The organism is Halopseudomonas bauzanensis (genome assembly GCF_900114735.1).
GTDB lineage: Bacteria > Pseudomonadota > Gammaproteobacteria > Pseudomonadales > Pseudomonadaceae > Halopseudomonas > Halopseudomonas bauzanensis.
Genome location: NZ_FOUA01000001.1, coordinates 1,336,831 through 1,357,500, shown reverse-complemented (window position 1 = coordinate 1,357,500; position 20,670 = coordinate 1,336,831). Strand labels below are relative to the sequence as shown.

The following is a 20,670-nucleotide window of genomic DNA, read 5'->3' as shown; positions in this document are numbered from 1 at the left end:
TGGCGATACCGGTAGCATCATACGCGCTTGCTTGCCGCCTCGATCAGCGCCTGAAACAGCCGTCGCTGGCGGCGTATCGGCAGCAGAAATTCGGGGTGCCATTGTACGCCGAGCAGGAAGGGGTGATCCGGGTCTTCGATGGCCTGGATGATGCCATCTAGATCGCGGCCGCTGACCTGCAGCTGTTGGCCGAGCTGGTTGATGGCCTGATTGTGCAGGCTGTTGATCTGCGCCCGTTCGGTGCCGAGCAGGTCAGCGAGGCGGCTATGGGGAACGATATCCAAGGTCTTGAGCGGCAGCACGGTGCGCCGGTGGGAAGTCTTATGGCGCCGGGAGCGCAGCTCCTGATAGAGGTTGCCACCGCGGCGTGCATTGAGCAACTGGGCGCCCCGGCAAATGCCCAGCAATGGCAGCCGGTGGGCGAGGGCATCATCAATGATTGCCGCTTCCAGCGCGTCCCGTTCGGGGTCGTACTTGGGTACCACTTCCGGTTCGGCGGTGTAGAGCACCGGATCGATATCGTGGCCGCCGGTAATGACCACGCCATCATAGCGGTGCTGTCGCCAGGGGTCGCCGGGGCGCAGCTGGAGCGGTTTGCCGCCGTACCAGCGGATGGCGCACGCTACCAGAAAGCGCGGGCCGAAAGCACCGCGCGATGGCCCGGTTACCGCAATGGTCGGCGCCCTGTTCAGATCCCGCTCAGCCATTGGCGCTCCAGCTGTGCTTTCCAACTATCCAGTAACCGGCCCAGTCCCTGTTCCAGGTGCTGCCCATAGGCGCTGCAGCAGGCATCGAGACGGGATCGGTCTGCGGCCAGTGCCTCCACCTGCAACCAGTCATTCCACGCGCCGCCGAGACCCCAGCCGGGTTGATCGATCAGGCTATCCGGCAGACGGTAATGCAGGGCAGGGCGAGCCTTGATCAAGGGATCGGCTGTAGCCGCCTGAACCTGCTCGGCACTCAGGTACTTGAACAGCGGAAGCATATCCAGAGCGCGGTTACGGGTCGGGTTGGCCAGCAGGTAATCAGCTATCAGCTGGGTCTGCTCTGGCCAGTAATGCGGGTCGATCAGTTGCTTGACATAGGCCGGTGGAAACGGGCCGGCGAATGCCGTCAGGCGGCGGGTCAGGTTCATTCGCGCGCGTTGCGCCAGCCAGTCATACAGGCAGGTGAAGGCTTTGAGATAGGCAGTGATGGTATCGGTTTGCAGATCCGGCAGGTCGAGGTTGAATTGCATGCCGAAGGCGCTCATGACGCTGCTGGAGGTACCCTGTGCGCCGGCAATCCGCAGCAGATCGATCAGCCCTTCGATCTCACCCAGACGGTTCATGGGCAAGGGTGGGCTGATCAGTTCCAACGGCACGACATCGTTGGTGACCCATTTGAGCAGCTCTTCCACCGAGGTACGCAGTTCATCCCCCAGGCCGTTTTCCGCACGTTGTTCGCGGCCCATCTCCCGCAGCAGGGTGAAATCCAGTTCGACTCGCCAGTCGCCGGCCGGGTCGCCTCGCAGGGTGCGCTCATAGCGGCTGGTGGCCTGGCTGGGCAGTTGCAGATAGCGGCTGCAGATGGTGGCCAGCCGGTCGATATCCAGTCCGCTCATTTCCAGTTCCACACCGACGCGGCGCAGCTCGCCGGTGCCGGTATGGATGCGTGCCGGTAAGGCGAGCGATGGTGGGCAATGGGTCATGTACAACTCCGCGTCCGGCCATTGGGTAATGTTCTGCTCGATCTTGGCACCGCATATCCAAGGGGTGGTCTCAGACCAGGTTCAGCGTGATAGAATCCATTGGCTCCGCTCCGGGTGTCTCGCCCGGGACTCATTCGGTCGTGTTGTCTGCCGCCTCCATGGCAGGTTTTCTCAGACAATGTCGATCAAACGACAGCCGCTTCGCCAATTCCATCTGTCGTTGGGCACGGAGTCAAAGGGATAACTTCTGGTCAGGGCATCTGCCTCCATGATCGGTAGGTTTTTCCCGCAAGCATTGACCTGCATGACTCAAGGCTAGCCGCTGACAGCGGCATCGTCCATTTGCTGCCGCTCGGCAAGCGACAGGGCTGAACTTAACTTCCTGATAGGTTAACTATGAGCAAGAACGCGACGTTTCGGGAAATCGAACGCAAACTGGCGGAAAGTCTGGCGCAACTTGAAGCCAAGAAAGAAGCAGAACACATTTGTGAAGAACAGGCGTTCAGCGATGAACTCAAGACCCTGATGAAAACCTATCGCCTGTCCGCAACGGATGTACTGGCAATCATCGAGTCCGCCCCCCAAGCGCACTGAACACGCAATGCGCGGTAATACAGCGTAATCATGGAAGATATGACAAAACACTCGGCAACTCCCGCCTATTCGCCAGGCAAACAAGCCTTATTGGATGCTGCCCTGCGTCTGGCGGCGGATGGGCGCACACTCAATAGTCTGGGTTTGCGGGAACTGGCTCGGGAAGCGGGTCTGAACCCAAACACCTTCTATCGCCACTTCCGTGAAATGGACGATCTGGGTCTGACGCTGTTGCGTAGTATCGTCGAGCAGGTGCGTGGGCCCATACGCATATTGCGTCACGACGCCACCGCCCGTGCCGAACGGCAGATACGGCAGCAGAACCCGGCGATTGATCAGGTGCAATTGGAGTTGCGGCGGGGGCGGCTGGTCTGCGCAGAAACCGTCCGCCTGTTCCTCGACTATGTGTTGGCGAATGCTGAAGTGGTGATGGTGGCCATGCGCGAAATGCATGGACCGTCGGAATTGTTGCGCAGGGAAGTACGCAACATGATGCGCCTGTTCGCTGATGATCTGGCGCAGGATATCATCGAATTGAAACTGGTCTCCGAGCAGGTCGCACCGATGCAGGTGCGGCAGATAGCCGAGATGGTCAGTCTCAACCTGTTCTTTCAATCGCTGGATTACATCGCTCAGCCACAGCGCCGCGATCAGCTGCGCCGGTTGGTCGAAGAACAGATCATGATGCTGTTTACCGGTGCTGCCTTCCTACAGGCGGTGGGTGCGTTGTGCTTGCCGGAAGGAGAGGTATAGGCGAAGCGGTTCTTTGGCGGCCGCCGTTGGGTTATCATTGGCAGCAGACTTTCATCTAAGCGACTAAGGTTAAGCCTGAGTCAGCGTATCTATGCCTGCGGGCATCTTCCGGCAAGATCTTTTTTGCCGCTCTTCAGTGTGCTGCTGAATACGACATGCAAGGAGTAATTCCATGGGAACCCAGCCCACGAATGAAACCGACCCCAATGATATCAACCCCAGTGAAGACGGTATTCCGGCGCCTTCCGGCGACGCCAATCTGATCGATACGGACTATGTGGTTGGCCAGGATAACTTTGCCGGCAAGTTGACCATCGACCTCGATATACACAGTAAGGTCTTTCTGATATCGGCAGGGACCATTCTGTTGTTCGTGCTGTTGACCCTGGCATTACAAGAGCAGGCGGCGGAGGTCTTCACCGGCCTGCGCGGCTGGTTGACCAGCAATATGACGTGGTTCTTCATCAGTGCCGCGAATATTTTTGTCCTTTTGTGTGTGGCATTGATCGTTTCGCCGTTGGGCAAGGTACGTATCGGTGGGCGGGACGCAACGCCGGACTACAGCTACCTGGGCTGGTTTTCGATGCTGTTCGCCGCCGGGATGGGTATCGGGTTGATGTTCTATGGCGTAGCCGAGCCCATGTCGCACTTTACCGCGGCACTCGATGGTGTCGTGGTTGGCGACGATGGTGTGCGCACTGACTGGGCGCCATTGGGCGGTGCTGCAGGCAATGCCGAGGAAGCGGTACGCCTGGGTATGGCCGCGACTATCTTCCACTGGGGACTGCATCCCTGGGCCATCTACGCCATCGTTGCACTGTCGCTGGCGATCTTCTCATTCAACAAAGGCCTGCCGCTGAGCGTGCGTTCGATCTTCTACCCGTTGCTGGGTGAGCGCATCTGGGGCTGGCCAGGGCATGTGATCGATGTGCTTGCGGTATTTGCCACCATGTTCGGCTTGGTCACCTCGCTGGGCCTGGGCGCACAGCAGGCCAGCGCGGGAATGGAGCATCTATTTGGCATTCCGAACGGCAACCTGACCATGGTGTTGCTGATCATCTCCATCACCATTGTCGCGCTGTGGTCGGTGATGGCCGGGGTCGACAAGGGCGTTCAGCAGCTATCCAAGATCAACCTGCTGCTGGCGGTGCTGTTGTTGTTCTTTGTCATTGCCTTTGGGCCCACGCTGGATATCTTCAAAGGTTTCTTCGAGAACCTGGGCGCCTATGTCAGCTATCTGCCGGCCCTGTCCAATCCCATTGGCCGGGATGACGCCAACTTCAGTCAGGGCTGGACCGGGTTCTACTGGGCATGGTGGATCAGCTGGTCGCCCTTCGTCGGTATGTTCATTGCACGGGTCAGTCGTGGGCGCAGCGTGCGGGAGTTCCTCATTGCGGTGCTGTTGGTGCCATCGCTGTTCTCGGTATTGTGGATGACATCCTTCGGTGGGGTGGCCATCGATCAGGTGCTGACTGATAACTTCACCGGGGCTCAGGATGCGGTCTTGGAGCTACAGTTGTTCACCATGTTGGGCGAGTTGCCGTTGTCGGCCATTACCTCGTTCTTCGGCATCGTTCTGGTCATCATGTTCTTCATCACCTCCTCGGACTCGGGTTCGCTGGTGATTGATGCCATCACCGCTGGTGGCAAGATCAATGCGCCGGTATCCCAGCGGATATTCTGGGCGGTGGTCGAAGGCGTGCTGGCCATTGCGCTGCTGATCGGCGGGGGGTTGGTAGCGCTGCAGGCCATGGCCGTATCCACCGGCCTGCCGTTCACTGTGGTATTGCTGGCCGGATGTGTGGCGATGGTGAAGGGGTTGATGAGCGAGCCGCGCTAGCGGCTCAGCACCACAGGTCACCCAGGTGTTGCCGTGGCGAGAGGTGTGTCGCCACCTGCGCCTGCAGCAATTCGGCGGTGCCCAGGGCGTCAGTCAGCGCATGATGCGCCTGATACAGCGGCAGGTTGTAGCGGGTACGGCTGTCGGCCAAACGAATGGAAAGCGGCTTTCTGCCCAGCAGCCGTAGCAGCCAGCCGGGCTGGCGCTGCGGATGCAGGTCGGCCTCGATCTGCATGGTATCGACCATGGGAAACAACAGGCTTTCGCCGAATGCCTGGCGTACCGCCTGATCGATGAAGTTGCGCTCGATATTGCGGTAGTGCACTACCGCCACCCTGCCTGCCAACTGATCTACCAGACTGTCCATGATCTGCGCAAAGCGCGGCGCCTGCCGGATGTCCGAGTGAGTGATGCGATGGAATACCACCGACTCCGGAATCAAGTCGCTATGGGGCCGCACCAGTTGCTGCCAGGCCTGGTTGCTGCGGATACGGCCCAGAGTGAAAGGGACGGCGCCGATGCTCAGGATCGAGTGGCGCTTGGGATTGAGACCAGTGGTCTCGATATCCAGCGCGATGAACTCAACCTCGCTCAGGGGCGTATCCGCTGCGGGCCATTCGGCTTTATAGAAACGCTGCAGGGAGGGCTGCCGGGTACTGGCGGCCATATTGGCCAGATAGGCTGGCCAGTCACTCGCGTGGTTGGCTACGGTTGGCTTCATGGTCTGCCATCACCTGTGGTATGGGGATAGCGATAGCGCAGGAATTTCTGCGCATTGCTGAGGATCTGGAAAGCATCCTTCAGTCCGTGCCGTTCTGCTGCCGAAACGTTCTCCGGCTCGATGTAATTGTCCGGCTCGCGCTTCTCGCGAATATCCAGCGCCTGGTGACGGATGCGCGCAAGCGACAGGAACTCCAGAGCGTAGCGCAGCCGGTCCACTGATTCGGGGGGCATCAGGCGGGTCTTGGCAATATCGTCCAGCCGGTCGACCGAGCTTTGGGCGGTGGAGCCGCAGGCGAGCGCGTGCACCCGGATCAGATCAGTCAACGGGGCGGTACCGCGGCCCTTGATGTTGATGATGTTCTTCTGCCGGCCATCCTGCTCCATGACGAAGGTGCGGAAGATGCCCAGTGGTGGTGTGCGGTTCAACGAGTTGCGCGCCAGTAGCGCGAGAAAGCGCTGATTGCCGCTGGCCCGGGTAGCGATCAGCTCATGCAGCTGTTCGACAAAGTCCGTCTGACCACTGACCGCTTCCAGATCGAAGAAGATATTGCTGTTGAGCAGGGTCTGGGGATTGGGGCGCTCGATCCAGTCATTGAAATAGTTCTTCCATACCGCCAGTGGCTGCCGCCAGCGCTGGTTGGTAGCCATGATGTCACCCTTGCAGTAGGTGTAGCCGCAGGCGGCCAGGCCGTCGCTGACAAAGGTTGCCAGCCGCAGGAAATAGTCATCGTGTTCGGCTGGGTCGAAGCGGTCATCGAGCACCAGGGCATTGTCCTGGTCGGTCACTATCAGTTGTTCATCCCGCGCCATCGAGCCCATCACCATGAAGCAGTACGGGACTGGCGGCGGGCCCAACTGCGCCTCGGCCAGATCCACCAGCCGCTGGATGAAGCTGCGACCGATGCTGGACATGGCGCTGCCGATCATATGCGCACTGGCATCATCTTCGACCATGCGCACGAAGGTGGCGCGCACATCGGGTACTAGCCCCTGTAGCTCGGCGATGGACTGGCGGTTGAAGATGTCATTGACCAGATACAGACTGCTCTGGGACTGATAGCGGATCACATCGGCCAGGTTGATCAGGCCCACCGGGCGGCGCCGGTTGAGGATCGGCAGGTGATGGATATTGTGCCGCAGCATGCACAGGATCGCCTCGAATACCGAGTCGTTGGATTGCAGGGTAATCGGGTCGGCCGACATGATGTGCTGCAGTGGCGTCTCCGGCGGCAACGCCTCGGATACCACGCGAGTGCGGAAGTCGCGATCAGTGATGATGCCGACCACGCGCCGCTGTTGGGGATCATCCGCCATCGGTTCGGTAATCAGCAAGGCCGATACGCTCTGGTCGGTCATCACCGTCGCTGCCTGGTGCACGCTCGCTTGTGCATCCAGCATCACCGGTGGTCGGCTGATCAGCTTGTTGACCCGGACCTTCATCAACTCGTTGGCCCGGCCCTGAAGCTCGATCGCGGACCGTAAACGACCGGACCCTTCGGTATCGACGAAGTCGGCGAAATTGTCGAAGCTTTCGTTCAACTGGCTGAAGAGCACCCCGGGGATGAAGTAGATCAAGGTATCTTCAAGCGCCCGCGCCGGGAACCGCACTCGGCTGTCGCGGCGCAGGCTGGCCTGGCCGAAAATGTCCCCCTCGCCCAGCCGGTTGAACAGCTCACCGTTGCGCCGCAGTATCTCCACCGCACCGCTGCGGATGTAATGCAGATCGGTGATGTCCTGACCGGCCTCGAGAATCAGCGTGCCGGCCTTGTAATACTGCACCTGCACCTGGCTGGCAGTCTCGTCCAGTGTCTCTTCGGGCAATTCATCGAAGGGGGCGAAGCGACTCAGATGGTCACGTATTTCGATCAGTTCAACTTGCATGGCAGTTTCCAGCGGTGGCCTTACGGGACAGTGTAATACCTGTGCGGTGCAGATGCGCTAGGTGAAGCCCTTGTTGGAATGCGAAGGGTCTGTCCCTAAACTGGCGTCTTTTGCGCAAAATGGATCTACGCGATGCTCTCCGTCCTATCCGTCACCTTGCCGGTCTTCGCTCTGATCCTGACCGGCTGGCTGGTGCGCCGAGCCGGGGTGCTCGGTCCCCATGCGGCGAGCGAGCTGACCCGTTTCGTCATCTATCTGGCCCTGCCGGCGCTCTTGTTCGAGGTGGTTGCCAACGCCGAATGGCAGGTGCTCTGGCAGCCCGGCTTTATCGGCGCATTCGGCCTGGGGGTGGCGGTGGTCTTCATCGGCGCGGTTGTGGTGCAGCTGATTCGGCGCAGACCGCTGGTCGATTCGGCTATTGATGGACTGAACGCCGCTTATGCCAATACCGGCTTTCTGGGTATTCCATTGCTACTGGCGATTCTGGGTCGGGACTCGCTGATACCGGCGATGATCGCCACCGTCATCACCGTCTGTATTTTATTTGCCGTGGCACTGATCATGCTCGAGCTGGCGCTGCAGCGCAGCGCCAGCTCGGCGTCCGGGCCGATGTTGGGCACGGTGGGATTGCAACTGCTGCGCAACCCTTTGCTGGTCGCGCCGGCTCTTGGGCTGCTGGTATTGCTGCTCGGCCTGCGTCTTCCGGCCCCCATGAATGATTTTCTGCAGTTATTGGGCGCTGCGGCATCGCCCTGTGCGCTGGTGGCGCTGGGACTGTTTCTGGCAGAGGATCGGCCTCGCCCGCAACGCGTTGCCGGTACCGTGGCGTTGCTGGTCGGGCTCAAGCTGGTGCTGCAGCCGCTGGTGACCTGGTGGCTCGCTGCCCAGATCTTTGGGCTATCCGCGGTGCTGGTGCACAGCGCGGTATTGCTGGCTGCGCTACCTACCGGTACTGGCCCCTTCATGGCAGCGCAGCTTTACCGGCGCGATGGTGCGGTGACCTCCAGTGTCATTCTGATCTCCACGGTGGTCTCATTGCTGACGATTTCCGGTTTTCTCGGGCTCCTCCAGTAACACATCGCTGGGCAGGCTTCGCCGCTGAGCATTGGCGCAAATGAACCGGGTGTGCCAGCATGAACCACTGGTTTTGTCTGTGGGGTAGTCATGCAAAAGATTTTCATCATCGGTGGGGCGGGCAAGGTAGGGCGTTATCTCGCCCGGCAACTGGCACAGCGAGGCCATGAGGCCCGAACCCTGCATCGCAATGCCCAGCAGACTGATGAATTGCAGGCGCTGGGTGCGGTTCCTGTGCAGGGTAATCTGCTCGAACTGGACGCTGATGGGCTCGCGGCATTGATCGGCGACAGCGACGCGGTGGTGTTTACTGCTGGCGCCGGCGGCAAGGGAGGGCCGCAGATGACCAACGCTATCGATGGCCAGGGGCTGGAGCTAGCGGTGGCTGCAGCGCAACAGGCGGGGGTGCAGCGCTTCCTGCTGGTATCGGCATTCCCCGAGGCGGGACGCAACAAGGTCGTGTCCGATACCTTCGAAAACTATATGGCGGTAAAAAAGCGTGCCGATGTGCATCTGGCTGAGTCCGATCTGGACTGGGTCATCCTGCGGCCCGGCACGCTGCTGGATTCGCCGGGTACCGGCAAGGTACGGGCGGGATTGGCCATCCCCTATGGAGATGTACCGCGGGAGGATGTGGCGGCCACGCTGTTGGCGTTGATCGAGCAACCGGCAGTCAACCGGATGATTGTCGAGCTGACCGGGGGCGATACCCCGGTGGCTGACGCCATTCATTCGCTTGTGTCGGGCTGAAGAGGCAGCTGCAGCAGCTTGGGAGAGGAGCCAGCAAACGAGATGCTGGCTCCGATCGCATCACTGCTGGGGCGTCAGTTTCAGTAATGCGCCTTCGCCCCCACGCATGCCATCCTCCAGCAGCCAGATCGCGCCGTCCGGACCTTGCTCCACCTCGCGGATGCGCTTCTGCATATCGAAGCGTTCCGCTTCACGCGCCTCTTCGCCGTCGAACTCGACCCGCACCAGTGACAGCGACGACATGCCGCCGATGAAACCATCGCCCTGCCAATCGGAGAACAGCTCGCCGTTGTAGATGATGAAGCCCGCCGGTGAGATCACTGGCGTCCAGGTGATGGCGGGCGCATTGAATTCCGGACGGGTATCATGGTTAGGGATCGGCTTGCCGTCATAGTGTTCGCCATTGGAAACCAGCGGATAACCGTAGTTGGCCCCTTTCTCGATCAGATTGAGTTCGTCGCCGTCCTTGGGGCCCATCTCATGCGCCCAGAGCTTGCCATCGGCAGCGAATGCCATTCCCAGAATGTTGCGATGGCCGAGCGACCAGACCTGCGCCGCTACCTCACCCTGATCAGCGAAGGGGTTGTCCTCGGGCACGCTGCCATCGTCGTTCAACCGCACCATCTTGCCCAGATTGCTGTTCATATCCTGGGCAGGGTCAAACTTCTGCCGCTCACTGGAGCTGATCCACAGCATACCGTCGCTATCGAACGCGAGACGATGGCCGAAATGGCCGTTGCCGGATACCTTCGGCGTCTGCCGCCAGATCACCTGCAGGTCCTCGAGCGCGCCCCCACCATCTTCATCCAGCACCAGACGGGCCCGCGCCACCGCAGCGCCGGAGCCGCCATCGCCAGCCTCGGCATAACTGATGTAAATCTGCTGGTTGTCTGCGAACTGCGGATGCAGCAACACATCGCCCAGCCCACCCTGGCCGGCATGGACCACCTCCGGTACACCGCTGATGGTTTCAGAACTATCTGTTCCCAGGTCGTGCAGGCGCAGCGTACCCGCCATCTCGGTGACCAACAGCCGGCCGTCCGGCAGGAAGGTCATGGCCCAGGGAGCATCGAACTGAGTCACTTCGGTCACGCTGAAGGGTAACTCATCGGTTCCCGGGTCTGCGGTCGGCTGTCCGTCCGCCGCCTGTTCGGCAGCCGCTTCCTCCGCATCGCTATTGGCTTCGGCGGTGCTTTCCTCCGGGCCGGCGGGTGCGGTGGCCTGCTCGGTAGCGGCTGGCGCTGGGCTGGCGGCCTGGTTGTCGGTATCTGCCGAATTATCGCAGGCAGCCAGCAAGCCGAGGGTGGCGAGAAAGATCATTGAATGCCGAAAAGGAATCATGACAGCTCCTGTGTCGTGAGGCAGAAAAGTTGATCCGTTAATAGTAGGTGGGGAAGGGAGTTTCGCAAGCTGGGAGCAACAGCCGGTTAAAACCGACCGTTATGGTTTGCGAGCGCTACACTAGGCTTCATGCAGGGTGATCGGCTCGGGAGAGAGTATGGACTGGCGGGGAAGGCGGCAGAGCCGCAACATCGAAGACCGGCGCGGGCAGCCGCTGCAGGGGAGTGGTGGCGGGGTCGGATTGTTATTGCTGCTGCGTCTGCTGCCGTGGCTGTTGCGTAGCTGGGTGGGTCGCATCGTGCTGCTGCTGGGGGGCGTGGCCTTTGTCGGTGCCCGTATGCTCGGCATTGATTTGTTGCAATTGAGCGGCCCGGCACCTCAGCAGACCGCGACTTTCTCCGCCGAAGAGCAGCAATTGGCCAAATTCGTTTCCGTGGTGTTGGCTGATACGGAGCAGACCTGGCAGGGTATCTTCAGCGAAGCGGGCAGCCGCTACGAAGAGCCCACGCTGGTGCTGTTCAGCCAGCGGGTCGCCTCGGCCTGCGGCACGGCCAGCTCCGCCGTCGGCCCCTTCTATTGCCCGGCGGATCGCAAGGTCTATCTCGACCTGAGCTTTTTCCGCGATCTGGATCGCCAACTCGGCGCGCCAGGCGACTTCGCCCAGGCCTACGTGGTCGCCCATGAAGTGGGGCATCACATTCAGACCCTGCTGGGTATCAGCCAGAAGGTACGCGCTACCGGGCAGGGCAAGTCCGCTGCGGTGGTCAATGCCCTGTCGGTGCGTCAGGAACTGCAGGCCGATTGCCTGGCCGGCGTCTGGGGCCATGCCGCGCATAATTACAGCCAACTGCTCGAGCCGGGGGATCTGGAAGAGGCGTTGCAGGCCGCCGCTGCCATCGGTGACGACCGCCTGCAACGGCGCAGCGGCGGGGAAGTGGTGCCCGACAGCTTTACCCACGGCACTTCGGCCCAGCGGGTGGCGTGGTTCCGACGCGGGTTCGAGAGTGGGGATATGGGGCAGTGCGATACGTTTTCGGCGAGTCTATAAAGCATGTATGAATGACATGCTGGCGCAGTTCTGGAGAGGGGCGCCGGACTGGGTAAAGAGGGCGCAATGCGCCCTCTGGGTGGTGATATTACGGCGTGGCCGGCTTTGCCACTTCTCTGTCCACCATATCCTTGCCCAATCGGGTCCAGGTCAACAGGAAGCACAGGGCGCTGGCAGCGTACAGGCAAGCCATTATGATCATGGAGGTTTGCAGGCTTTGTGCGTAGACCTGTCCACAAACGTCCTGCAGGTTCTGGTTCAGTTGACCTATTGCGGCAGGGTGACACTGATTTCGCGCCAGTTCACCAGCCGCAACCCCAAGCTCGGCGACGCCGGAATTGAAGAAGATGTCGGAGATTGCGCCAATGAACAGCGGGCCGAAACCGTAGCCAAGCAGGTTGACGAGAAGCAGCATCACGGCCGTAGCCATTGCGCGCACACGCATGCTCACCACGCCCTGGCCGATCGTGTACTGAGCGGCCAGGTAGCCGTACTTCACAAAGCCGCCGATGACCAGGCCGATTGCAGCGTAGAGCAGATTATCGGTGGTGAAGGCGAAGATATAAAAGGGGATCGACAGTGCCAGGCCTATCGCTGGTACCCAGGCGATGGCGCCCGGATGCTTCTTGTACATCCTGGTTGCCAGCCAACCGGTGGCGAAGGTGCCAACGGCGGCGGACAGGGCGACCGGCGTGTTGATCCAGATCGCTGCCTGACCGGCAGTAATTTCGTAGGTGCGGACCAGAAAGAGCGACTGGAACGAGGAGATACCGTAACCGCAGAACGCGGCAATGGTGGAGCCGGCGGTCATCAGCCAGAAAGCAGGCTTGCCCATCAGCTCGTGGATAGCCTCGCCCAGGCTGGCTCGCTCCTTTTTCGCGGCTTCCGGCGGATCGGTGTAGCCACGCGGCGGCTCTTTGACTGTGAATTTGAAAACAAGGGCGACCAGCAAGCCCGGCAAACCGACGACGAAGAAGGCGGTGCGCCAGTCGAACGCGTCGGTAACCCAGCCGCCGATGATGTTGGCGAACATGGTGCCGAGCGTAACGCCCATGGCGTAGAAGCCCAGGGCCTGGGAGCGTTCACGCGGAATGAAATAGTCCGCGATCAGGGAGTTGGCTGGCGGCGTGCAGCCGGCCTCGCCAATACCCACACCGACGCGGCACATCAGCAGGATCCAGAACGCGCCTATGGTGACCGAGCCGATGGTGACTTCCGTCGCCAGGCCGCAAAGCGCTGTCATCAGCGACCACAAGGCCACGCAGACGGTCATGATCCAAACGCGATTGGCGACATCGGCAAAGCGCGCCAGCGGGACGCCCACGGCTGTGTAGAGCAAGGCGAAACCGAAGCCAGTGAGAAGCCCGAACTGGGTGTCTGTAATCCCGAGATCCGGTACCAGATCGGGGCCGACGACCGCTAGCAAGGCGCGGTCGACGAAATTCAGGATGTAGATAAATGTCAGCGCGAAGAGCACATAATTGCGGTATGCCTTGGAGCCATAGCCGGTCAAGTGGCTTTGGGCTCCCCCCTCTCTCGCAGTGATAGATCTCATGGACAATACGCCTTCTAGGTTGTTGTTATACGTCGATGTGGGCTGTAATCGCGCTGATATTCACCCACTCCTAGCGGTGTCTGCCTGGCCTTAAGAACAGTTTGAAGCCCTAAGCCGACTAGACGAACCCTGCCACTATATCGACATAGTGGGGTACGGTGGCGCGCAGAATCGTTGAGATTTGTAGCGAGTGATATTCAGCCGCGAGCGAATGCCAGGACTCAGGGCTCATGCGAGTCACCGCGGCGCGTAACATAGCAGCGTAGCAGCGGGACGGTCTGGCCTGGTCGAGCCAAACGGCCTTTTTGAATACCAATACATAAGCAAACGGCATAGGTGGAACAGCACATAGCTGAAGCTCGGCCTCGCGATGCTCTTTGGGGTCTTTGCCTATGGCAATAAGCTCCCGGGCTTCAAAGCGTGGCTGGTGGTGAACCTCTGTGGACGCTAATAGACCTGAAAGCCTTGTATTTGCTGCATTTCAGGCACAAAAAAGACGTCCGAAGACGTCTTTAGATGCTTGTTTGGTGGGCCTGCTGTCGAAGTGGCTGCAAGCCACTTCAAGTTGCCTTCCGGCGTTTCACTGAGCGTCCTTGCTCAGGTTTAAGGGTTAATTTGAGGGTTTCTGCTCGTAGCAGGCGTACCTATCCCGTCAGCGGTGGCCCTTGAGGCAAAAGCTTGGCCATGCGGCGCAGGTTCTGCACCATCGCAGCCAAGCTGAATTCGTCAGTGGCACCCGTTAGGCCACGCAGTCGTAAACGGTCGAGTTTCATGATCCGTTTGAGGTGGGCGAAAAGCATCTCCACCTTCTTTCGTTCGCAGCGAGAGACGAGGTACTCCGGTGTCTTGGCGATGCGTCGAGCCACGTCGCGGGCAGCCTCATGGATGCTGCGGACGATCTTCCGATTCGGCGTGTTGGGGCAGTATTTTGCTTTCAACGGGCAGGTGGCGCAGTCGGTTTGGCTGGAGCGGTAAATGATTGTGTTGGCCTTGGTTACCCGCGATCTTTGCAGGGTAAAGGCGCGCCATTCACTGCGTAGCGGTTTGCCGGCTGGGCAGCGATATTCATTGGCGTCCTGATTCCAGTGGAAGTCGTTACTGGAGAGGCTGTCGTCCTTGCGCTCGGTCTTGTCCCACACCGGCACATGCGGTTCGATGTCCTTTTCTTCGACCATCCAGGCCAGCATAGGGGCGGTGCCATAAGCGGTATCGCCGATAAGGCGTTCCGGTGTGAGATCGAACTGCGCTTCGACACGCTCGACCATCGTCCTAGTCGAATCGACTTCGGCGGTACGGTGCGCCGGGGTAGCTTGCACGTCCATGATCACACCGTGCTCAGTGTCGATCAGGTAATTCGTGGAGTAGGCAAAAAAGGCCGGGCCACCTGGCGCTGCTGTCCAGCGGGATTGAGGATCTGTGAGCGAAATTTTCTTGGGAAGAGCCTCAGCCAGCGCCTCTTCATCAAGGGCTTCGAGGTACTCGCGCACTGCGCGGCTGCTGAGTTTTGGATCGTTCCAATCGACCTCATCTCCCGCCACCCCACGTTGCCGGCTGGCATCCGCCTTGATGATGCTGGCGTCGACGGCGAAACCTTCACTCTTGACTAGGCCGGCTGCCATGCAACGCCGCAGCACCTCATTGAATAACCAGCGGAATAAATCGCTGTCACGAAAACGCCCATGGCGATTCTTCGAGAAGGTCGAGTGATTGGGGACTTCGTCTTCCAGACCCAGCCGGCAGAACCAGCGATAGGCCAGGTTCAGGTGCACCTCTTCGCACAATCGCCGCTCGGAACGAATGCCATAGGAGTAGCCGACGACCAGCATGCGCACCATCAACTCCGGGTCAATCGAGGGACGCCCGATGGGGCTATAGAAATCCGCTAGGTAGGCACGCAGATCACTGAGATCCAGGCACTGGTCGATGCTGCGCAGGAGATGTTGGGCCGGGACGTGATCTTCCAGGTTGAACGAGTAGAACAAGCGCTGCTGTCCTCCCGGTAACTGTCCCATCATGCTGTTCGCCCCCACGCTCGCTGACAACGCAATTTTGCCAACGGCATGGGAAGGCCGCTACTTTTTCAACAGAATCGGCCAAAAGCGGACGATTGCTGGCAGGTATTCAAGCTATGTCCCCAGGCCCTGGGGAAATAGCTTGGGGTTTGAGAAAGCCTGCTTAAGGTGGTCGTACACCAATCGCACCCGCTTCGATACAGGACCCTGCTGCGGGCGGTATATGAACAGATCCCATGGTGCTGGAGCGTGATCAGCCAAAACGGCAACCAGCTTTCCTGACCGCAGATGAGGCTCAGCCAGATAGGCAGGAATTTGGCCAAAACACATGCCTGCCAGGGTGGCTTCCAATTCCGTATCTGGATCATCACAGATAAGCGCTGGCTGCCTGGGCGCGAACGTTTGCCCGTCGGCAAATAGCCAAGGCCAAGGGCGGCCATTTTTCCGGTCGATCAGGACTGAAAGTGGCAGCTTAGCTAAGGCATCCAAAGATTCAGGTGGTGTCTTTTGGCCTATGAGAGACGGGCACGCGACAACGTAAAACGGCACGGGAGCTAAGGCACGTGCAACGTAGCGCCGGTCGCGAATAACCCCCACCCGGATACCAATATCGATATGCGCTTCAACGGCATCAGTCATCTGATCTTCCAAGCGGAGATCGAATTGCAGGTCAGGATGTGCAGCGGCCAGGGGCTGAAGAAACGGTATTAGGAAGCGCCTGCCAATAGCATGTGGAGCCGTAATCCCCACCCTACCTGACAGCTCAGGCTCCGTCCTGTGCGACCGGAATAGCGTATCGAAATGATCCAGAGCTGACCTGGCATCTTTGGCGTAATCCTGACCGAAAGCAGTGATGCTCACCTGGCGGGTATTGCGGTGGAACAGTGATTCGCCAAGCTCAGTTTCCAGGGCTTGAATGGCTCGAGTCACCCCTTGTGGGGAGATGCCTAATCGAGTTGCCGCTTCGCGGAAGCTACCTGCCTCTGCTGCTGTGCAAAAAATCCTAACCATCTCCATGCGGTTAAGCATGTTGCCCCTCCCATTTATTCCATTTTCAGGAATAGCATAATCCAATCATTTCCATTTATTGAGATCAATCATGGGTCTAAAGTTTGCGCACTGCCAGGTTAACCAGCCATGGCGAAGTACAAACCCGCCGATGAGGTTCTCAGCATGAGCAATAACATTTCTGGAAAAGTTGTCGTTATCACCGGTGCCAGTAGCGGCCTGGGTGAGGTTACTGCACGCCACCTTGCTGCGCTTGGCGCTCGCGTAGTGCTGGCTGCACGTCGCAAAGATAAACTCGACGCATTGGTGGCTGAGCTGACCAATGCAGGTGGTCAGGCAATCGCGTATCAGACCGATGTTACCTCTCAGGAAGAGGTCAAAACGCTCATTCAAGGTGCCGTGGACACCTACGGTCGCATTGATGTACTGATCAACAATGCCGGACTGATGGCGATTGCACCGCTCAGCGATACTCGCACTGACGAGTGGGATCGCATGATCGATATCAACATCAAGGGTCTGCTGTACGGAGTCGCGGCTGCATTGCCAGTCTTCCAGAAACAAAACAGTGGTCACTTCATCAACATCGCATCGGTTGCAGGCCTGAAGGTGTTCAGCCCAGGTGGCACCGTGTACAGCGGCACCAAGTTTGCTGTGCGGGCTATCTCCGAAGGACTGCGTCACGAAGTCGGTGGCAGCATCCGCACCACGACTATCGAACCGGGCGCCGTGGACTCCGAACTGAAATTCGGCAGCACCCACCAACAGAGCCGCGATTTCGTGGTGGACTTCTACAAGCATGCAATTCCCGCCGAATCGGTCGCTCGAGCTATCGCCTTCGCAATTGAGCAGCCTGCTGACGTGGATATTAACGAGATCGTTCTGCGCCCAACCGTGCAGGAATTCTAATGAGTTGAGGGCCTGTCTCTTCGGCGTCAGGCCCCGCTTATCTGGAGTGAAAAGCGGTGAGTGCCACATGGCCCGGAAGAAAAGAAGCAAGCGCTCGATGCAGGTGCTGAATGCCCTGCAATTCTTCAGCAGCTTGCAGCTGTTCGTGGGGCTGACAACGGATTGATGGCAACGGTTATGGAGAGCTATCTACGGGAAGAGTTTCCCAGTAGCGAAATCAGGAGCGATTCGCAGAACAAGTCCATTGACGAGACCATCTCCATCGTCCGCTCCTACCTGCGGTAGAGGCACCAGGGTGCCCTCGGTGAGGGAAAATTTAGTTAGCTAGTAAAGGAAGCGACATCATGAAATCACGTGCAGCAGTTGCCTTCGGGCCTGGAAAGCCACTGGAAATCGTCGAGATCGACGTCGAGCCGCCGCGCAAGGGCGAGGTGCTTGTCAGGATCACGAATACCGGCGTTTGCCATACCGACGCCTTCACCCTGTCGGGCGAGGACCCGGAAGGCGTGTTCCCGGCGGTGCTGGGCCATGAGGGCGCCGGCATCGTGGTCGAGGTCGGCGAGGGCGTGACCTCGGTCAAGCCGGGTGACCACGTGATCCCGCTGTACACCGCCGAGTGCGGTGAGTGCCTGTTCTGCAAGAGCGGCAAGACCAACCTGTGCGTGGCGGTGCGCGCCACCCAGGGCAAGGGCGTGATGCCCGATGGCACCACCCGCTTCAGCTACAACGGCCAGCCGATCTACCACTACATGGGCTGCTCGACCTTCAGCGAATACACGGTGGTGGCCGAAGTCTCGCTGGCCAAGATCAACCCGGACGCCAATCCCGAGCATGTCTGCCTGCTGGGTTGCGGTGTGACCACCGGCATCGGCGCTGTTCACAACACGGCCAAGGTTCAGCCGGGTGACTCTGTGGCCATCTTCGGCCTCGGCGGCATCGGGCTCGCTGCGATTCAGGGGGCACGCCAGGCCAAGGCAGGTCGCATCATCGCCATCGACACCAATCCAGCGAAGTTCGAGCTGGCTCGTACCTTCGGCGCGACCGAATGCCTCAACCCGAAGGACTTCGACAAGCCGATTCACGAGGTTCTCATCGAGATGACCGGTTGGGGTGTCGATCACACCTTCGAGTGCATCGGCAACGTCAACGTGATGCGCTCGGCACTGGAAGCAGCACATCGTGGCTGGGGCCAGTCGATCGTCATCGGCGTGGCTGGTGCAGGCAAGGAAATTTCGACGCGCCCGTTCCAGTTGATCACCGGTCGCACCTGGAAGGGCTCGGCTTTCGGCGGGGTCAAGGGCCGCACTCAACTTCCCGGCATGGTGGAGGACGCAATGAAAGGCGAGATCGATCTCGCCCCGTTCGTCACCCACACCATGGGCCTCGACGACATCAACAAGGCCTTCGACCTGATGCATGAAGGCAAGTCGATTCGCACGGTGATCCACTACTGACCGCCCACTACCCATTCAACACCAACCACCAAGGAAATTAATCATGTCCACTCCTGTCATTTCTGGCGATGGCATCTTTTCGCACATTTTTATCGGCGCTGCCGACCTTCAGAAGTCGGTCGCGTTCTACGACGCCGCTCTGGGTGCTCTTGGCATCAAGAACCTCGGTCCTTTCAACAACGGATGGGTACTTTTCGGTCGCGAAAAGCCGGCTTTCATCATCGCCCGCCCGGGCAATGGTGAAGCGCCTTCCAGCAACGGCGTGACGATCGGCTTTGCGGTCGCCACTCCCGCTGAAGTGCATGCCTTCCACGCCGCCGGCCTTGCCGCAGGCGGCACTGACGAGGGCCAACCTGGCGCACGTGGTCACCTGCCGGGTGCCTATGCGGCCTACCTGCGTGATCCGGCGGGCAACAAGGTCTGCTCGTACACCTTCGTCTGAAAGCAAGGAAGCTGAGAGCGTTCTGACAGGGTCAGCACAAGCCTCTATTATACGGCGAGCCTGTTAGACGGACTGTGTAACGCGGTGCCTGCTCATGAAGATCGGCCCGCAGCCATGTGTGAAACGCATGGCTGCGGGCATTTGTTTTGAAGCGTGCTTTTCAACCAATGAGAAATGAGGTCGTTATGAAAGAGCCGGCCAATATCAATACGACGACCGTACAACCCACCCCGACCGCCACCGTGTACGGCATGCCGGCCTATGCCGATCGTGCTGCAGCCGTGGGTGAAGTGCATGCGCGCCCGCATCTGTTGCTTCAGGCCCCCCGCGGTATATTGCAGCTCTCTTTCATGACCGAAGGCGACCAGGCCAGGGATCAGATGGCGATGAGCGAGTTATCTCATCGCTTCGGCGTTGCCGAGCCCGACCACGCTACGCCGCTACACGGCGTGACATGGGATGAGGGAGACCTTCACTGTGAAAAGCACACCGAGTTCTCTACGTATCTCTGGTGCGCTTCGCTGGATTCCAAGACGGGAGAGCCTTGCGGAGAAAATCCCTTCAAACATGGATTTGTTCCTCCGGGCCCGGTCGTATCCGGCATCCGCTTGAGACTTCTTCCGTGGATGCCAGAAACGGAGGAGGCTGATCGCTTCGATCCTGCCAGCCTGTGCTACTCGCTGGTAGAGAACGGCTCTGCCGCCATCTTGACCGACTTCCGACAGGATGAGGATGGCCTGACGCAGATCCTCATCCTTGCTCGTGATTTGACCCCGGCGCGGGCAGGTGCGCTGGCTCAACGTCTATTGGAGATCGAGACGTACCGTACCTTGGCGTTGCTGTCTCTGCCGTTGACGCGATCGATGACGTCGGAGCTGCGACGCATGGAGTCGCGCCTTGCAGCGATCACTGACGAGATGTGTACGAGTTTGGTAGAACGCCGCGATAGCGACGTGCTGCTTTCCGAATTGACCGGTCTGGCCGCCGAACTGGAAGCTGGCGTCGCGGCAAATCTCTATCGCTTCGGCGCCAGCCGTGCCTACTACGAGATCGTCGAGGAAAGGCTGGCTGCGCTTTCAGAAGTGGCCGTATCCGGATACAGCACCTGGGCGGACTTCCTGCAGCGTCGCATCGCTCCAGCCATGCGGACGTGCCAATCCGTAAAGGAGCGCCAGGCCAAGCTCTCCGACAAACTGACCCGAGCCATCGCGTTGCTGCGTTCGTGGATCGACGTCGAACTTGAACGCCAGAACCGCGATCTGCTGGCTTCGATGAACAACCGGGCCAAGTTGCAATTGCGCCTTCAGCAAACCGTCGAAGGCCTGTCGGTCGCGGCAATTTCTTATTACGTCGTGAGTCTTCTCGGCTACCTGCTCAAGGGCATTCCGATCGTTCACGACAGCGTGGCGCCGGTGATGGCGGTTCTGGTACCTGCGGTGATGCTGACGATCTGGTGGATCGTCCGCAGGATAAGACACGCCCACAGCGACACGGCGGCGGAAGAGAAATCTTCCTGACGAGCTGCCGTCCTGGCGCGCGATAGCTGCGCCGTCCGTTTGAACAGAGGAGAACAACATGCCAAGCAATTCTTTCGGT

19 protein-coding genes are annotated in these 20,670 nt (G+C 59.6%); 11 read left to right on the top strand and 8 right to left on the bottom strand.

Annotated features, from left to right (window positions below; translation table 11 throughout):
- Positions 1-17: 17 nt before the first annotated feature.
- Both BM267_RS06275 and BM267_RS06270 read right to left on the bottom strand, forming a co-directional pair.
- A complete protein-coding gene (locus BM267_RS06275) occupies positions 18-707 on the bottom strand; it encodes a gamma-glutamyl-gamma-aminobutyrate hydrolase family protein (RefSeq protein ID WP_074777252.1) in 690 nt (229 codons plus the stop codon).
- Positions 689-1,690, bottom strand: a complete 1,002-nt coding sequence (locus tag BM267_RS06270; protein WP_074777253.1) for an amidoligase family protein — start codon at positions 1,688-1,690, stop codon at positions 689-691. Before BM267_RS06270 ends, BM267_RS06275 begins: the two co-directional genes overlap by 19 nt.
- Before the next feature lie 396 nt (positions 1,691-2,086).
- Here BM267_RS06270 and BM267_RS06265 point away from each other — a divergent pair, with 396 nt between their 5' ends.
- The 3 genes from BM267_RS06265 to BM267_RS06255 all read left to right on the top strand — a co-directional run bounded on the left by BM267_RS06265 (position 2,087) and on the right by BM267_RS06255 (position 4,877).
- The gene (locus BM267_RS06265) at positions 2,087-2,284 is read left to right on the top strand and encodes a hypothetical protein (RefSeq protein WP_074777255.1); all 198 of its coding nucleotides are present in this window, start codon (positions 2,087-2,089) and stop codon (positions 2,282-2,284) included.
- Positions 2,285-2,323: 39 nt separating this feature from the next.
- Positions 2,324-3,037: a TetR family transcriptional regulator gene (locus tag BM267_RS06260; protein ID WP_235818211.1), complete on the top strand. Its 714-nt coding sequence runs from the start codon at positions 2,324-2,326 to the stop codon at positions 3,035-3,037.
- Between the two features lie 172 nt (positions 3,038-3,209).
- Entirely contained in the window at positions 3,210-4,877 is a 1,668-nt protein-coding gene (locus tag BM267_RS06255) for a BCCT family transporter (protein WP_074777260.1), read from the top strand.
- Between the two features lie 4 nt (positions 4,878-4,881).
- Here BM267_RS06255 and BM267_RS06250 read toward each other — a convergent pair whose 3' ends face one another.
- Both BM267_RS06250 and BM267_RS06245 read right to left on the bottom strand, forming a co-directional pair.
- Entirely contained in the window at positions 4,882-5,598 is a 717-nt protein-coding gene (locus BM267_RS06250; protein ID WP_074777272.1) for a 3'-5' exonuclease, read from the bottom strand.
- Entirely contained in the window at positions 5,595-7,481 is a 1,887-nt protein-coding gene (locus BM267_RS06245) for a DUF294 nucleotidyltransferase-like domain-containing protein (RefSeq protein ID WP_036993225.1), read from the bottom strand. Before BM267_RS06245 ends, BM267_RS06250 begins: the two co-directional genes overlap by 4 nt.
- 132 nt (positions 7,482-7,613) lie before the next feature.
- Here BM267_RS06245 and BM267_RS06240 point away from each other — a divergent pair, with 132 nt between their 5' ends.
- Complete coding sequence (locus BM267_RS06240) at positions 7,614-8,555, top strand: AEC family transporter (RefSeq protein WP_036993223.1); 942 nt, start codon at positions 7,614-7,616, stop codon at positions 8,553-8,555.
- Between the two features lie 90 nt (positions 8,556-8,645).
- Positions 8,646-9,305, top strand: a complete 660-nt coding sequence (locus BM267_RS06235; RefSeq protein ID WP_074777274.1) for an NAD(P)H-binding protein — start codon at positions 8,646-8,648, stop codon at positions 9,303-9,305.
- A 60-nt stretch (positions 9,306-9,365) separates the two neighbouring features.
- Here BM267_RS06235 and BM267_RS06230 read toward each other — a convergent pair whose 3' ends face one another.
- A complete protein-coding gene (locus tag BM267_RS06230; RefSeq protein ID WP_235818212.1) occupies positions 9,366-10,646 on the bottom strand; it encodes a PQQ-dependent sugar dehydrogenase in 1,281 nt (426 codons plus the stop codon).
- A gap of 157 nt (positions 10,647-10,803) precedes the next feature.
- Between BM267_RS06230 and ypfJ the strand changes: the two genes are divergently transcribed.
- Positions 10,804-11,694 carry a KPN_02809 family neutral zinc metallopeptidase gene (gene ypfJ, locus BM267_RS06225; protein ID WP_074777277.1) on the top strand — a complete coding sequence of 297 codons (891 nt, stop codon included), beginning with the start codon at positions 10,804-10,806 and terminating at the stop codon, positions 11,692-11,694.
- A gap of 88 nt (positions 11,695-11,782) precedes the next feature.
- On the opposite strand, the gene BM267_RS06220 is transcribed toward ypfJ, so the two are convergent.
- The 3 genes from BM267_RS06220 to BM267_RS06210 form a co-directional block, all read right to left on the bottom strand.
- The gene (locus tag BM267_RS06220) at positions 11,783-13,207 is read right to left on the bottom strand and encodes a spinster family MFS transporter (RefSeq protein ID WP_211242679.1); all 1,425 of its coding nucleotides are present in this window, start codon (positions 13,205-13,207) and stop codon (positions 11,783-11,785) included.
- Positions 13,208-13,893: 686 nt separating this feature from the next.
- The gene (locus BM267_RS06215; RefSeq protein ID WP_074777279.1) at positions 13,894-15,264 is read right to left on the bottom strand and encodes an IS1182-like element ISCfr1 family transposase; all 1,371 of its coding nucleotides are present in this window, start codon (positions 15,262-15,264) and stop codon (positions 13,894-13,896) included.
- A gap of 111 nt (positions 15,265-15,375) precedes the next feature.
- The gene (locus tag BM267_RS06210; protein WP_036993211.1) at positions 15,376-16,290 is read right to left on the bottom strand and encodes a LysR family transcriptional regulator; all 915 of its coding nucleotides are present in this window, start codon (positions 16,288-16,290) and stop codon (positions 15,376-15,378) included.
- 144 nt (positions 16,291-16,434) lie between these two features.
- Here BM267_RS06210 and BM267_RS06205 point away from each other — a divergent pair, with 144 nt between their 5' ends.
- The 5 genes from BM267_RS06205 (at position 16,435) to BM267_RS06185 (ending at position 20,591) form a co-directional block, all read left to right on the top strand.
- Positions 16,435-17,178 carry an SDR family oxidoreductase gene (locus BM267_RS06205; protein WP_031633346.1) on the top strand — a complete coding sequence of 248 codons (744 nt, stop codon included), beginning with the start codon at positions 16,435-16,437 and terminating at the stop codon, positions 17,176-17,178.
- 60 nt (positions 17,179-17,238) lie between these two features.
- Positions 17,239-17,463, top strand: coding sequence for a metal-sensing transcriptional repressor (locus BM267_RS06200; protein ID WP_013970887.1), 225 nt, complete (start codon positions 17,239-17,241; stop codon positions 17,461-17,463).
- A 59-nt stretch (positions 17,464-17,522) separates the two neighbouring features.
- Positions 17,523-18,632 carry an S-(hydroxymethyl)glutathione dehydrogenase/class III alcohol dehydrogenase gene (locus tag BM267_RS06195; RefSeq protein ID WP_003291553.1) on the top strand — a complete coding sequence of 370 codons (1,110 nt, stop codon included), beginning with the start codon at positions 17,523-17,525 and terminating at the stop codon, positions 18,630-18,632.
- Positions 18,633-18,675: 43 nt separating this feature from the next.
- Positions 18,676-19,074 (top strand): VOC family protein, encoded by a 399-nt coding sequence (locus BM267_RS06190; protein ID WP_036993209.1) that lies wholly within the window; start codon positions 18,676-18,678, stop codon positions 19,072-19,074.
- Between the two features lie 185 nt (positions 19,075-19,259).
- Complete coding sequence (locus BM267_RS06185; protein WP_074777281.1) at positions 19,260-20,591, top strand: DUF3422 family protein; 1,332 nt, start codon at positions 19,260-19,262, stop codon at positions 20,589-20,591.
- The last annotated feature ends 79 nt before the right edge of the window (positions 20,592-20,670 follow it).

Coding starts and splice junctions, on each gene's coding strand:
- BM267_RS06275 (WP_074777252.1), bottom strand. CDS start 707: ATGGCTGAGCGGGATCTGAACAGGGCGCCGACCATTGCGGTAACCGGG.
- BM267_RS06270 (WP_074777253.1), bottom strand. CDS start 1,690: ATGACCCATTGCCCACCATCGCTCGCCTTACCGGCACGCATCCATACC.
- BM267_RS06265 (WP_074777255.1), top strand. CDS start 2,087: ATGAGCAAGAACGCGACGTTTCGGGAAATCGAACGCAAACTGGCGGAA.
- BM267_RS06260 (WP_235818211.1), top strand. CDS start 2,324: ATGACAAAACACTCGGCAACTCCCGCCTATTCGCCAGGCAAACAAGCC.
- BM267_RS06255 (WP_074777260.1), top strand. CDS start 3,210: ATGGGAACCCAGCCCACGAATGAAACCGACCCCAATGATATCAACCCC.
- BM267_RS06250 (WP_074777272.1), bottom strand. CDS start 5,598: ATGAAGCCAACCGTAGCCAACCACGCGAGTGACTGGCCAGCCTATCTG.
- BM267_RS06245 (WP_036993225.1), bottom strand. CDS start 7,481: ATGCAAGTTGAACTGATCGAAATACGTGACCATCTGAGTCGCTTCGCC.
- BM267_RS06240 (WP_036993223.1), top strand. CDS start 7,614: ATGCTCTCCGTCCTATCCGTCACCTTGCCGGTCTTCGCTCTGATCCTG.
- BM267_RS06235 (WP_074777274.1), top strand. CDS start 8,646: ATGCAAAAGATTTTCATCATCGGTGGGGCGGGCAAGGTAGGGCGTTAT.
- BM267_RS06230 (WP_235818212.1), bottom strand. CDS start 10,646: ATGATTCCTTTTCGGCATTCAATGATCTTTCTCGCCACCCTCGGCTTG.
- ypfJ (WP_074777277.1), top strand. CDS start 10,804: ATGGACTGGCGGGGAAGGCGGCAGAGCCGCAACATCGAAGACCGGCGC.
- BM267_RS06215 (WP_074777279.1), bottom strand. CDS start 15,264: ATGATGGGACAGTTACCGGGAGGACAGCAGCGCTTGTTCTACTCGTTC.
- BM267_RS06210 (WP_036993211.1), bottom strand. CDS start 16,290: ATGCTTAACCGCATGGAGATGGTTAGGATTTTTTGCACAGCAGCAGAG.
- BM267_RS06205 (WP_031633346.1), top strand. CDS start 16,435: ATGAGCAATAACATTTCTGGAAAAGTTGTCGTTATCACCGGTGCCAGT.
- BM267_RS06195 (WP_003291553.1), top strand. CDS start 17,523: ATGAAATCACGTGCAGCAGTTGCCTTCGGGCCTGGAAAGCCACTGGAA.
- BM267_RS06190 (WP_036993209.1), top strand. CDS start 18,676: ATGTCCACTCCTGTCATTTCTGGCGATGGCATCTTTTCGCACATTTTT.
- BM267_RS06185 (WP_074777281.1), top strand. CDS start 19,260: ATGAAAGAGCCGGCCAATATCAATACGACGACCGTACAACCCACCCCG.